Below are 13,888 nucleotides of genomic sequence, written 5' to 3'. Positions count from 1 at the left end.
GAATTCGTTTCGCTTTAGTTACTCGGATTTGTCCGTGAAGGCCAACAGAACGATGCTCCAGGAAAGACGAGTCGACTCTTCGCATCGGTGCGAAAAGTGGGTCACGCGATAAAGATCACACGATGGTGAATCAAACATTCAATCCGGACGACTTCGATCCGAACGAATATCGGACCGCCGAACCACCCGCGAAAGGTGACTCGACGCATCGTCCCGATCTCACCGACGACTTGGACAACTCGCAATCGGCAGAAGTCGATTTCGCTGCTCTGTCCGATGTGACGTTGCTTCGCGGTCGAGTGATTAAAGAGCGTTACATCCTCGCAGAACATATCGCCGAGGGCGGCTTCGGAGCTGTCTTCAAGGGGACCGACAAACAGTTCCCCGGCAAAGCTGTTGCGATCAAACTGGCTCTCGATCCAGCCACGCAGAAATACTTCGTCCGTGAAGCGAAGATGATGGGTCAGCTGAAAAGCGACTTCATCGTCGATGTCTACGACTACGGATTCGACCGCGGAATCCCTTACATCGTGATGGAATTCCTCGACGGGAAAACTCTCGATGAGCTACTGATCGAACACCGCTATTACCTGCCCGACAACATGGTCGCCAAGTGTGTCGATCAGGTTGGAAGAGCACTTGAAACAGCCCACACGCTCAATCTGGTCCACCGCGACCTGAAACCCAAAAACATAATGCTCGTCGATTGCGGTGACCGTGATGATCAGGGGGAACCGGTGTCGCGATTCAAAATCCTCGATTTTGGAATCGCTTCAAAAATTGATGCGTCGGACTCGGTCAAAAACGTGACCATGAACGGCGGTGGAACGCCGGAATACATGTCGCCCGAACAAATTCGAGGCGCTGAACCCGATCAGACCTCCGATGTGTTCACCTTTGGAGTCCTGATTTATCAATTATTGACTGGACACGTTCCGTTTTCGAATCGTGATTATCCTCAGCTGTTCGATCTGCTGAATGCGATCGTTCAGATCGATCCGCCTCGCCTGACTGAAGCTGTCGGAGACAAGCGAAAAGTTCCAGCGGCACTTGATCAACTTGTTCACTCCTGCCTTGAGAAAGACCCGGCAAAACGCCCGACAACAATTCGCGAAGTCCGGCATAAGTTTCGAAGTGCTCTCAACCTCGACAACTCAATCACCGGCCTTCCGGTTGACTACGATCCGCCTCCGGTACCTCGCCGTTGGGGGCTGTGGCTCATGAATCTCGCTGCGGTCATCGGAGTCGTGGCTGCGGGAATGTGGTGGCTGTCACAACAAATTGAAGTCCATGCTGTCCCCCAATCCATCGAAGTGGAAGCTGGCGGCGAGTCGGAAATCCATCTCATTGCTCGAAGTAAACTGTTCTCTCGTCCAGCGAGTTCAGAAATGACGCTCGCGATTGAATCACTTCCGGAGGGAATGGAACTAAAACCTGTCGAGGGCAACTCGCCGGGCGATCTGCGGATGCTTGTTCGGACAAGCCTTGAGTCATACGGAACCGAACAGACAACCGATTCCATTTCACTCGTCGCATTGATCGACGAAGAGGACCATCGAGTCCAAATCCCGGTCACGATCACACCTCCACAAAGCCTGTGGGATTCTTCACCTCTTGTGAGTTCCGGCGGGTTGAAGCGTGTTTATTCGAGCACGGGCGGAGCGAGCAAAAATGTCTACCCGACGATGATCTCCACTCCGGACGGTTCGATTTCCTTGAAGCTGATCAATCCGGAGGACCTGCATCGCAAGGGACCACGATATCCGTATTACATGGCGACAACGTGCATTTCCGGCGATCTCTACGCGGAATTTCTCGCTGAGACGTCCGATGCGGACTCATCCCCCAGCGACGGTGATCTCCCGCCACAAACAGGAAGCGATCCGCAGCACTCCATCAGCTATCTCGATTGTCTCGCGTTTGTAAACTGGCTGAATACGAAATACCCGCTAGAAGATCGCGGACGATTTCGAATGGCCAGCTGGGACGAATGGTGGGCGTCCATGGGGTACTTCACGTCAGTTCAGGCCGACGATCTTGTTGTCAAAGCAAATCCATTTCAAATGCAAACGATCGCTCCCCTCGGGTTCGAGTGGACGTCTTCTCTGAGCATTCTCGGAAAAGAATTCGACCCGGCCAAAGATCGTTCGAGCCAACCTTTGAAGGCAGCCGGTGCCGATCCTGAAGTCGGGCCGTTGACCTATCGAAGCTACGAAGGAACTGCGATTGGCTCTTCACGAATTTATACGTCCTATCCTGCTCGCGAAGCCAACCGGAATCTGAGTTTCCGTGTTGTGTTCGAGCCCAATTAGTGGCAATGCGATCAGTACGGGCTTGCCAATTCCGATGTTCATCATCCAGCCGCTGGAGCCGCTATGTCATCGCCTCTTCAATCTTTCTCGGGTCGTCTTGTTCCAGCTTGTTTCTGGCTCAGTCTTTTCTGTTTTGCGTCCGTGACACCAGTCGGACATCAGGCAGTCGGAGACGATAAACCGATCCTGCGGACCACTCTCAACGGGCCGCTTGATCAAGTCTCTGACATCGCATTCTCTCCGGATGGCGAGAGACTTTACGCTGCCAGTTGGGACAAACAGGTTCACGTCTGGACGAAGGTCAACCAGAAGTTTGAGTACTCCCCTTCAGAGAGCTATCGCGTTCCCATTCACGGCGGACTCGATGGAGCATTAAGTGCCGTTGCGATTTCCGAAGACGGATTGTGGATTGCCATGGGCGGGCGCGGAGCACGGCTGGACACATCCGGGGTGAAAGACGAAGGGTTCATCTGGCCAGGGAGCGCTCTGACATCCTCACAGCGTCTCGCCGAAGGAGTGATCTACGTTTTCAACACTCAAACACGTGAGGTCGTTCGACTGGAAGGTCACGCCGGAACGGTCACCGCCCTCGAATTTGTTCCCTCGGGAAATTCATCGACTCGAGGGAATTCCGCTCCGACTCTCGTTTCTCTCGCGGACGTTGAGCTTGGAACCAACTTCAACGAAGAATTCGGACCGGAGATTCGAGTCTGGGATGTTGCCAGCCAGCAGTCCATTTTCGAATCACTGCAAATCCCGACCATTCGGCAGGAGATGGGAATTCAACCGCCATCGCAAAACGCGGTCCCACAGCTGTTTGTTTCGCAAGAGAGTGACGTTTCGCAACCGCTGCAAATCGGGATCTGTTTTCCCTTCGACAACGAAGCGGGCCTGTTTGTCTGGACACCCGCAACAAATCGCTGGGCTCGACTGAGTAACAATCAAGACTGGATTGCCCTCGCGGGAGGGAGATCATTGTCCGGCAAGCTGGAAATCTCAGCCGTCAATCGTCGCACCGGGCAGTGCAGCATTGGATCAATCACAGTTCCGACGGCAGGGAATGCGGTGGCGTCCATTCAGTTTCGACCGCAAGTCAATCTCGCCAATCGCACATTGGCCTATGGCATCGATCACATTTCCGGATCATTACAAGCGACTGTCGCACTCTCCGGGCAATTCGGGGTCGCCAATCCTCAATACAGTATTGTCGCCAAGACTGAACGATCTCCATCGCTTCAAAAAGTGAATGTCTGGAAAGGCCATCCGAAGAATCCCGTTCTGGCTGCTTCGGCCGCAGGTGATGTGGCTGTCGTCGATCCAAACGGTCAAAGAATTCAAGTCTTGAATATGAGTTCGCAAGGCGAACTCTCGCAGCCTTTCCAACTTCTCGAAGCATCGCAGGTACGGTTTCAGTCCGCTCAATTCGTTCGTCGTGGCGATGACGTTGGGTTGCGCATGACAGACACAAGCCGTGGTCCCTTTGTGTACGAACTGACAAGCGGAACGATCACAAACGACCAGAATAACTGGCAGCGGTATTCAGCATCTGCCCAGTCGCGTACCGAACTGATCCCTGAATCACCGACAAGCGACAGGTTCACGCTGAAGATGGGCGGCCAGACGAAGGAACTCACACTCTGCCGATTCAATGATCGCCCCGTGCGAATCTTAACGACAGCGACCACTGATCAAGTGGCGCTCATCGCGTGGCTGGAAGGAGCAGAACCGAGATTCGATCTGTACGATCTTGAAACCGGAGAACTACGCCGTCGCATGCGAGGGGTTGAAGGTCGGATCGTCTCGATCGATGTTCTCGGTGATCAGCGACTGATTGCCGTCGGAACGGATGCGGGAACGGTTCAGGTCTTCCAACTCGGTGAGGTCTCGCCCAGCGATCATGGACTGATTCGAAACGGAAACGAAATTCTCTCGGTTCATTCACAAGACGGCGAAATCGTGTTTCAGAAGCCATTCGCCAACTTCGAAGTCGGAGAAAGAGTGGATGCTGTCGAGGTCTCCGGAGAACGAGTGAGCCTCGAAAACGTAGAGGAATTCTATGAACTCGTGCATCTGTTTCCTCCGGGGATGAGCTTTGAACTCGTCACAAATCGCCAGCAAAGTCCGGTCGAAGTCGGCGATGCGATCAAAGAAAAGAAACCGCTCTTCTCGCTAATGTTTGTTCCCAGTCAGACGAACCCAAACAAGCTTGATTGGATCGGCTGGCATCCAGTGGGAGTCTTTGAAAGTAATCGACGAGAAGCAGAGACCTTCCTCGGCTGGCACTTCAACACCAGCGATCCGGACAGCGTAGCTCGGTTCGCAGAGATCTCCGAATACCGCGAGCGTTTTCATCGTCCGGGATTGATTCGCGCCCTCTTTGAGAATGAGCAAATTCCTCCGCGACAACCACCTCCCCCAGCGCAACTTTCTCTCGAACTCCGATCGCCTGATGGAAACATGATTCCCCCTGATGAAAGAGGAATCTGGTTGATTCGTGACAAGAGCGTCACAGCGATCCTCAGAGTTCGCAGCCCGTTTCCAATCGAAGCGATCGGTTCCGTGAATGCACTGCTTGAATTCTCAAACGGAACAAAATTGACCGGGACCGCTGTGCAATCCGGCGTACGCGAATGGACGATCCAGTTTCCAACGGAAGGCTGGAAGAGTGGAATTGCAAATCTGAACGCAAACGTAATTTCACGCGAATATTCACCGCGAGTCTTCAGAGACTCGATCCCAATCCGCTATCAGGTTCCGGCCCCGGTTCTTGTTCTCGCTCCGACTCCAGAGACGACAGAACAACCGGAAGTCGACCTTCAGTTTAATCTTCAAACGAATCATGAGGATCAATCGCAAGTCACAATCACTCAAATTGATGGGCTCGGCGCGCAACAAACCATCATCGACAAGCTGTTCGATCAGGGTCTCCACACGATCCCGATCACTCTCGACGAAGGATTGAATCGAATCGAAATCGTGGCCACCAACGAAGACCCCCAAGACAGCCAGGAGTCTTCGGACCGAGCAACCGTGGCGACCATTATTGAGTACAAGAAACCTGTCTCGACTGTCCCTCCTTCCATTACTCTTGAGAAGTTGTTGACAGATCGGAACGTCGTCGACCTTGGACCAAGAGTGGGATCGGTTGCGGTGGAAACATCCGAAATCACATTGACCGGGGAAGTGAATGCGGACACGGAACTCAACTCTGTCCTTCTTCGAACTGGAGGATCTGAAACGAAAGCTGGGGAGTTTCAAGCAGGTGTCTCGCATTCCGCCAAGTTCGAACAAACAGTTCAACTTGCTCCCGGAAAGAATGAGATTGTCATTGAAGGAACAACCACAACCGGTTTGACGGGACGCTCAATTCTGGTGGTGGACTACACTCCCATCCCGAGTGTTCCGGTCATTGAAACCGTTCAAGGTGTTCCGCTCAACGGACAATTTGATCTCACGGAAGAACAACCGGACTCCCTTGCCGGACGCCTTGTTCTGTACTCCGAGGAACATTCTCAAGCAGTCGCGGTCACCTTTCGTCCCGAAGCTTCAACTGACGATCAAAAGCACGAGGAAACGTATCGGGTGACCATCAACGGAGAGACCGTTCAGCCGACTGGCGTCGCCATTGATGGAGATCGTACCCATTTGACGATCCCCATCTCCCCCGGATCACAACGGTTGTCGCTTGTCATTGAAAACGAGTGGGGAGGAAGTCAGGAATCGATCCCGGTTGTCATCGACTATCGCCGTCCACCGAAAATTTCAGAAGTCTCTCTCACCGGGAATGAGACCGAACCGTTTCTGCGATCATTGAAAGTGACGTTCGAAACTCCAGAGGAACTCCCAGTTCAGGAGAGCGGAGTCCAGGTCTTCGTGAATGGAGTTCTGGCCCGAGGAACGGAAGTTTCGTTACAGAAACTCGATCAGAACACATGGACTGCGGAAGTCCGCGGAATGTCACTCATTCCAGATTCGTCCAACTCAATCGAACTCAGTCTGCTAAATCAAGATGGCCGATCCAGAGTTCCATGGAAAGAAATCTTGGTCACTCCGCCCGAACGTATTCCGCCACCGATCGTGCGTGTTCTTTCTCCGGAAACGGAAACGCAGACAACGGAAAGTCAGATTGTCGTCCGATTCAGAGTCCAAACAGAAACCGAAGTCAACGATGTTGTTGCCGTCAACGACGTTTATCAAATCGACGGCACTGTGAAATATGATGCCGAGAAGAACGAATATCAGGCGACGATTCCGCTCCTCGACAGCGTGAATGAAATACGACTCGCTGCGATTGATCAGGACGGTCAGCAATCGGAACCGGTTCGACTCGTTGTGACACGCATTCCCCGTCCATCATTGATCCGGATCGATTCCGTCGGTGACCTGGCAGTCTCTGCTCCGGTCAAGGAATCGGTTTCCCTGGAGAAGCCGACCACTCAAATCCATGGCCATGTGGAACTCGATTCTCCCATGGAGAGCCCAATGCTTGTTCGAGTCTGGTTGAATGACTTCCTTCAGGAAATCGCCCCACTCGAGAAGTCGGACGACGATGACTCGATCTGGACGTTTACCGCTCCTATCACTCTGAACCGAAACTCCAATGTGCTGCGTCTCGAACTTCTGGGTGGCCCGGCGGATCAGAACTCGACGCGCGAACTGACGATTGCCTGTACCAATCCGATTACCGAGCAGTCGCTGCACGTTGTGATGCTGACAACGGAAGAGGAGACTCCGACTCTGGAAGACAGCGAACGACTGATCTCGCGGATGCGTGATTCACTGTCCATCACCTGTCTGGATGGAGAGTGTTCCTCCCCGTCATTTTCTGTCGTGCGTGAATACCCACTCACAGGACGGGCACTTCAAGTCTCAACCCTGAACGGACTGTTCTCGCTGATCGGCGCAGAAATCGATCAGGGACGAGGACGAATTGGAACCGACCAGTCCGTCACAAATGACGTCGTTCTCATTTTCTACGCAGGTCAGGAGTACCGATTCCTCGACGAAAACAGATTCGTTCTCGCGACTGGTGGCCGCAGCGATCTGATTGGAAAGGGAGACCCGGAACAGATTCGCAGCGAACTCGACAGCTTGATCTCCAGCGAACTGTTCGTCGACTGGATGGGCCAACTCAAAGGGGCGCACCTCCTCTTCCTTGATGTCGAATCCAATATCACTCAAAACGAAGAACGCGACGAAACGGACCCACATCTGGGTGTCTATCGAGTGACTCGCGACAGCACGAGGCAAGTCGAGACGAGTCAGTTGCTGCGAACACTTTCTCAACTGACCCGGAGAACGCGCTATCTGGAAGATCTCTCTGCGGGACTTTCCATGATCACCACTTCGTGGTACACACCATCTGGCCTCTCACGAATGGAATTCGGAGCGGGTGAGAAAGCTCAAATCGACTGATCCGATTTTTCATTCACTTGAACTGACCGCGTGCAAGGAGTCGACCGATGCGGAAACATAAACAGACCATTCGGGCCTGCTACTGTTTGCTCTTTCTATTGCTCTGTGCCCCGCAAGGTTGGGGTCAGGAGACCAGCAAACTGATAACGGTCGAATTTACACTTTTCGAAACGACCAATCAGAGTCCCAAGCTCACCGATGAAAAACTTGACCGGAATCGTCTTCTCAAAGTCGTCGAAGACGCGACCAATTCGAAAGACCTGAAACACCTGACTCGGGTGCGCACAACGTCCGACGAAGGACTTCGATCCGTGGTCCAGATTGGAGCGAAAGAACGCGTCGTCAGCGGGATGACGAAGACGCCCGGAGGTGCTCAAAAAGTTTACAACGTTGAAAACGTCGGGACGATCGTCTCCTTCATTCCCAGAGTTTTTGAAGATCAAATCAACTTCGAACTCGAATTCGAGCAGACCCGGCTCGACTACAACGATGAAGTGGAAGACCTTCAAAGCCCGCGCACAGTCTCGCTGTCTCTGTCGACGAATGTCAGCGTCACACCCGGTCAGGTGACACTGATCTCAGCGAGCGAACAACTCTCAGAGGACGACCAACAGCGTTTCACGTATCTGCTTCTGCATGCCCAGAGCAACAACCAAGATCAATAGAGAGTTTCTCGACAGGTTCGAGTTCGCAGTCGAGACACGAGAGCACTTCAAGCTGTCTCACCAGGAGATTCTCTGCGTTTCATCAGAACTAGTGTGTCCACGATCGGGGGGCAAAATCGAGTTGCACGAGATCGCCGGAATTCTCATCGGGACGTGAACTGGAGCATTTCGAACAGCCGAAACATCCGCCGCCGGAATGGCTTGTGAAGAACTGATAGATCTCACGGCAGAGAATCATCACTGCGAGAAAAACAATCGCGATTGAGATGACGCTTTGCCAGTCGACCAAGAGATTCTCCTTCAACGATCACACAGCTATCGATTCTGAGAAGCTGCGAGAACAGGATCTCGCAGAACACATCATTCAGGCGTCTCATTCAATTGTTCACTCAATCGTCCGGAGAGTCAATTCAGCGATCAGGTCTTTTCAATTTGTGATCGCACCTGCTCCGTTGTGACCGGTTGAATGATCCCGTGTTCGGTGATAATTGCGGAAATCAGTTCTGCGGGGGTGACGTCGAACGCCGGGTTGTAAACCCGGGTCGATTCGGGAGCTGTCTGCTTGCCCATCCCGTTGGTGATTTCCTCAGGTTGTCGTTCCTCGATGGGAATCTCGTCACCCGTTGCCAGAGACAGGTCGAAGGTGCTTGAAGGAGCAGCGACGTAAAACGGGATGTTGTGTGCTTTCGCGAGCAGCGCCACGGAATACGTTCCGATCTTGTTACAGGCGTCGCCGTTGGCTGCGATGCGATCTGCCCCGGTAATGACCGCCTGAATTCGCTTCTCTTTCATGACTTGCCCAGCCATGGAATCACAGATGAGAGTGACTGGAATATCTCGCTGCTGAAGCTCCCAGGTTGTGAGTCGCGCCCCTTGCAGCAGCGGTCGCGTTTCGTCTGCGTAAACCTGAATCTCTTTCCCCTGCGCAGCTGCGGCGAACATCACAGCCAGTGCGGTTCCGTCGCCTGCGGTCGCGAGCCCGCCAGCATTACAGTGAGTCAAAATGCTTGTCCCTTTCTCAATCAATTTGGCCCCATGCTGACCAATCGCTGCACACATGGCGCGATCTTCTTCTTCGATCGCCATCGCTTCTTCGAGAAGTCGCTGATGCATTTCCTGAGGCGAGAGAGAGGGATTCTCGAGGCTGACATCCTGCATCCGATCGAGTGCCCAGAACAAGTTGACAGCTGTCGGCCGACTTGTCGCAAGATATTCTGTGACTTCTTTGAGCCGACGATCAAACTCGTCGCGGATTGACGATGCATCGATCTTCTGCTGCATTCCGATGATGACGCCATACGCGGCGGCACATCCAATCGCGGGAGCGCCACGAACCCGAAGCATCTTGATCGCTTCCCAAACTTCTTCGACGGTCTTGCAGTTGATTTCCTTGAATTCGGTCGGCAAAAGCGTTTGGTCGATCATCGTCAACCATCCGTCAGGGCCGCCGTTCCATCGCATTGTTTTTGGGGGAGTCGTCATCGTTCTCTTCTTTAACTGCTTTCGCACTCTTCAAAATGATTGAGACATCATCGGACGATTAAACTTCGAGCGATTCTGTTCTTCGCCAGCATCAAAGTCATTGCCGCGATCAGTTTTTTTGTGCGTGATTTGTTTCGTGATCGAACAACCGTCCCGGACTGAAGACCGAATCGGGATCGAGTTTTTTCTTGATTTCTTCCATCAACTTCCAACTCGCTGGAAGGCGACCGAACACCGACAACTCTTGCTTCCAGTCTGGATCGCAAGACAAGATTGTCAACGCTCCACTCGAGTCTTCAGCGAAACGCCGCAAAGCTGTCACAACGTTTTTCGCCGCGTCGAGACTCGAATGTTCATCGGACAAATGGCCGATCACCACACCATCTCCAGCATGAACCTGCGCCGCGACATTGTGCTTCGTGCAGAGATCCAAGAACATTTCACATCGACTCGGAAGTAATTGAGCCTGAAACGTCGCGGGATCGTCCGACGTGGTCTGAAATTCCACGAGCGCCGTCCACATTTTCTCGACTTCGTCTTCCTCCGGAACAATCACTTCGATCGGAGAGAAGTTGTTCAGTTCGTTTCGAACAGTTTCGATTTGCCAATTGATTTCGGACTCAGCTCCCTCGTATCCCAGCCACACGAGAGAAACACCTTCGGGCAGTTCGCGAGGAAATTCCCGCTGAATTTGCCACGCACACTTTGCGTTCAACACATCTAAAACCACTGGACGCGTGGCAGACTTGTTAAGTTGAGCGAGCACCGGTTCGATCGTTCCCGGTGAAACTGCTGCAATGACGAATCGCTTCTGTTCCGGAAGCGGGCGAAGCTTGAGCGTCACACTTGTAATCACAGCGAGCGTCCCGAGGGACCCGACCAACAGCTTGCCGAGGTCATACCCGGCGACATTCTTGACAACTCTGCCTCCTGCCGAAAACAGACGTCCCCGGCCATCGACCGCCGAAATCCCAATCACATAATCGCGAAAGGTTCCGTTTCCAAACCGGGAGGGGCCGCACGCATTCGACGCAACCGCCCCGCCGAGTGTTGCTCGGGAAGAATGGGCTGTCTCGATGGGCAGAGTTTGATTTTGCTCCCGCAGCACCTCCTGCAGCCTGTCCATGCGTATCCCCGACTCGACGGTGACCGTCATATCTCGGGCGGGATAGTCCAGAACTTGATTCAACTCAATCGTCGACAGATACTGGGGTTCCGTTACAATTCGCCCCCCGATGCCCAGAGCGGTTCTTCCCCCAACGGGAACAATGGGACATCTATCAGCACGGGCGTTTTCGCCAATCAATCGACTCAATTCGGCGACAGTTGTCGGGGTCCATTCGGAATCAGACACGGCGAGAATTCTGCTGGAGTGACGGGATTTCGGACCTGAGACAATGACTACTGGACCTGCAGAGTTCAAGTGTGACCGATCAATGAAGATTCCGAAAGCACGAGAATCGCAAAGAACCGAACATTGAAAGCAGGATAGAAGCAACCCATAATCCGGTTTTGAATACTTACTGCCCTGCTGCGCGATGCAGCCATAAGGAAATCCATGTCTGCGAACGCTTCTGAAATTGATCGTCTTCGATGGGAAAAGTTTCCGGTCCTCAATGACGGCTTCGTCTGTCTGGTCGACTGCATGGGAGATGACGGGTCTATCGTCCAGGCCGCCAGAGTCAGCTACGGTGCTGGAACACGAAAAGTTTCAGACGACCGAACGCTGATCCGCTACCTTCTGCGTCATCGACACACGACTCCATTCGAGATGGCAGAAATCAAACTGCTCGTCCGCTCTCCGATGGACTGCTGGCGACAGTGGATTCGTCACCGTACCGCGAACGTGAATGAATACAGCACCCGCTATTCCGTCGCCATCGACTCAGCTCAGACCACTGCTCCCGACGAGTGGAGAACTCAGGCCACTGTCAACCGACAAGGCAGCGCGGGGTTTCTCGACGAGAAAGCCGGGGCCGAACTGACTGCGGCAGAGGCAGAGTTTCAGGCGGCCTCACGGAAGCTTTATCAAGAGCGAATCGACGCTGGCATCGCCCGGGAACAGGCACGCAAGGACCTGCCGCTGTCGACATACACGGAAGCATACTGGAAAGTCGACCTTCACAACCTGTTGCATTTTCTTGCACTCCGCATGGATTCGCACGCCCAACTGGAAATCCGACAGTACGCGACGACGATCGGAGAAAAGATCGTTCAACCGTTGTTCCCCATCGCCTGGGAAGCATTTCAGGACTATCGCCAGAACGCCATGTTCCTGACCGGGTTGGATGTCGAAGTAATTCAGCGACTCAACGAATATGCTTCGGCGAATGAATTGACCGCTCCTTACGACCTGGCGGTTTTTCTGGAATGCCAGCATCCGTCGTGGAAAGAATTAAGCCGGTCGCGTGAACGAGACGAGTGTCGACAGAAACTCACGCAGATGGGACTACTTGCGAAGACTTCTGAGAACGGTTGACGTCACCTCCTCCCCCACAGGGACCAGCTATCATGGCAAAGTCACCGACGGTCAAGTGTTCGCAATGCGAAGCTTCGCTCAATCTGAAGGACGAATCGAGACTTGGAACGAAGGTGCGGTGCCCGAAGTGTCGCGAAGTCTTCGTTGCCAGTCTCGCTTCTTCGACCTCCGACGATGAAGAATGGGACGACGGAGGCTTCTTCGACGACAACTCCGATGAAATCCTGGACGATGAGTGGGAAGACTATGGGACACCGATTCCCACGGTAAAACCCAGCAAATCGAAATCGACCGGGAAAAAGTCTTCCGGAAAGAAATCGAAAAAGGGCAAAGGAAAGAAAAGAGACTCGGACAAACTCCCGGCTGGCGTACTCATCGCGATCATCGGGGGCGGGCTGCTCATGCTCAGTCTGATTATCGGCGCATTGTACCTGGCAGCAACATCGCTGGGAGTTGTCGACGAGGAACGGTTCGCCTGGCTTCCAAGTGACATGGAAAGCTATGTCGAGTTGCAGGTCGACGACGTCTGGAAGTCAGCAGTTCTTCGACCTGTTCGCGGGAGTGAATTCTGGCGGACACTCGAAACGCGTTTGCGAACGCTCTCGGGAATTGAGGTCGATCAGATCGATTCGATCGTCGTCGGCACATCAGCCACTGAGACGACTCCGATTGTGCTGGTCCGCACGAAATCACCGATCGATCCCTCCACCATGAAAGGTGAAGTAACTCCGTCATCTTATGCTGGCAAGACGATCTTCGATCATGCTGACGGCTTCTCCCGAATGCTTGCTGACGAACACTCCCTCGTCGTCGGTCGAAGACACATGATTGAAAAGTCCATCGACGCGAATGGTGTCTGTGCTGTCGCTGAGCAGTTTTCTTTTCTGCCCTCCTACGGCCATCTCGTCATGGGATCAATTTCACCAGACGCCAACTTCGGTGCCGATCCAAGTCAGTTTCTTTCGGAAGACGCCTCGATCGATTCCGAGTCCGTGCTCAATACTCTTCTCATCTTCAATTTTCGAAATGAAATCACCGGAAAATTCGCTGTCGATTTTGGAGACGCAGCCAGTGCTCAGCAGGCTGTCGAAGAAGGAGAAGAAGGGATCCGGCTTGCTAAGGAAGCGTTAGAAGCTCAGAAACAAGACCTCGAAAACATGGCTTTCGTGCTGACAGTCCAGGCTCGTTCCTTCGTTTACAAAATGGAAGACGTTCTCAATTCCATCAGCCTGGGCAGCAGCGGAAGTCAGTTTTACGGAGACTTCTCCATCAACAGCGGAATCACACGTGACTTCGCTGATGAGATGGAGTTCTTTACCCCAATGCTGGAACGGCGAGTCGACTCCATCCTCGGAATCGAATTGAGTGACAACGAGTACGACGATGACGAGGATTTCTGGGACGACGAGCCTGACGACATGGCTCTTCCCGGGGGAATTCCACTTCCGTAGGTGCGGGCACTCTCAAACTTTCTCCCCTCGTGCTGGGAATCAAGACTCATCAATCCTTGTGAATCCGTCAGTCTCTGCGCAGAA

The 13,888-nt window shown here is 53.2% G+C and carries 7 protein-coding genes; 5 read left to right on the top strand and 2 right to left on the bottom strand.

The genetic code is table 11. From position 1 onward, the window contains the following. The first annotated feature begins 122 nt into the window (after positions 1 to 122). The 3 genes from KOR42_RS01680 to KOR42_RS01670 all read left to right on the top strand — a co-directional run bounded on the left by KOR42_RS01680 (position 123) and on the right by KOR42_RS01670 (position 8,392). Positions 123 to 2,312 (top strand): serine/threonine protein kinase, encoded by a 2,190-nt coding sequence (locus KOR42_RS01680; protein ID WP_146506886.1) that lies wholly within the window; start codon positions 123 to 125, stop codon positions 2,310 to 2,312. A gap of 63 nt (positions 2,313 to 2,375) precedes the next feature. Next, a complete protein-coding gene (locus KOR42_RS01675) occupies positions 2,376 to 7,727 on the top strand; it encodes a WD40 repeat domain-containing protein (RefSeq protein WP_146506885.1) in 5,352 nt (1,783 codons plus the stop codon). Between the two features lie 47 nt (positions 7,728 to 7,774). Next, positions 7,775 to 8,392: a hypothetical protein gene (locus KOR42_RS01670; RefSeq protein ID WP_146506884.1), complete on the top strand. Its 618-nt coding sequence runs from the start codon at positions 7,775 to 7,777 to the stop codon at positions 8,390 to 8,392. Between the two features lie 417 nt (positions 8,393 to 8,809). On the opposite strand, the gene mtnA is transcribed toward KOR42_RS01670, so the two are convergent. Together mtnA and KOR42_RS01660 are read right to left on the bottom strand one after the other, a co-directional pair. Continuing rightward, complete coding sequence (gene mtnA / locus KOR42_RS01665; protein ID WP_146506883.1) at positions 8,810 to 9,874, bottom strand: S-methyl-5-thioribose-1-phosphate isomerase; 1,065 nt, start codon at positions 9,872 to 9,874, stop codon at positions 8,810 to 8,812. 109 nt (positions 9,875 to 9,983) lie between these two features. Then, complete coding sequence (locus KOR42_RS01660; RefSeq protein ID WP_197440774.1) at positions 9,984 to 11,228, bottom strand: FAD-binding oxidoreductase; 1,245 nt, start codon at positions 11,226 to 11,228, stop codon at positions 9,984 to 9,986. Between the two features lie 204 nt (positions 11,229 to 11,432). On the opposite strand from KOR42_RS01660, the gene thyX reads away from it, so the two are divergent. Together thyX and KOR42_RS01650 are read left to right on the top strand one after the other, a co-directional pair. After that, the gene (gene thyX, locus KOR42_RS01655) at positions 11,433 to 12,353 is read left to right on the top strand and encodes an FAD-dependent thymidylate synthase (RefSeq protein ID WP_146506881.1); all 921 of its coding nucleotides are present in this window, start codon (positions 11,433 to 11,435) and stop codon (positions 12,351 to 12,353) included. Positions 12,354 to 12,385: 32 nt separating this feature from the next. Further along, positions 12,386 to 13,804, top strand: coding sequence for a zinc-ribbon domain-containing protein (locus KOR42_RS01650; protein ID WP_146506880.1), 1,419 nt, complete (start codon positions 12,386 to 12,388; stop codon positions 13,802 to 13,804). The last annotated feature ends 84 nt before the right edge of the window (positions 13,805 to 13,888 follow it).

It is taken from the genome of Thalassoglobus neptunius (assembly GCF_007859735.1).
In the GTDB taxonomy this organism is placed as follows: domain Bacteria; phylum Planctomycetota; class Planctomycetia; order Planctomycetales; family Planctomycetaceae; genus Thalassoglobus; species Thalassoglobus neptunius.
This window is presented reverse-complemented; position numbering and strand designations above follow the sequence as displayed.

Bases quoted from the DNA above. Each gene is read 5' to 3' on its own strand.
- KOR42_RS01680 (WP_146506886.1), top strand. From the start codon at position 123: ATGGTGAATCAAACATTCAATCCGGACGACTTCGATCCGAACGAATAT.
- KOR42_RS01675 (WP_146506885.1), top strand. From the start codon at position 2,376: ATGTCATCGCCTCTTCAATCTTTCTCGGGTCGTCTTGTTCCAGCTTGT.
- KOR42_RS01670 (WP_146506884.1), top strand. From the start codon at position 7,775: ATGCGGAAACATAAACAGACCATTCGGGCCTGCTACTGTTTGCTCTTT.
- mtnA (WP_146506883.1), bottom strand. From the start codon at position 9,874: ATGACGACTCCCCCAAAAACAATGCGATGGAACGGCGGCCCTGACGGA.
- thyX (WP_146506881.1), top strand. From the start codon at position 11,433: ATGTCTGCGAACGCTTCTGAAATTGATCGTCTTCGATGGGAAAAGTTT.
- KOR42_RS01650 (WP_146506880.1), top strand. From the start codon at position 12,386: ATGGCAAAGTCACCGACGGTCAAGTGTTCGCAATGCGAAGCTTCGCTC.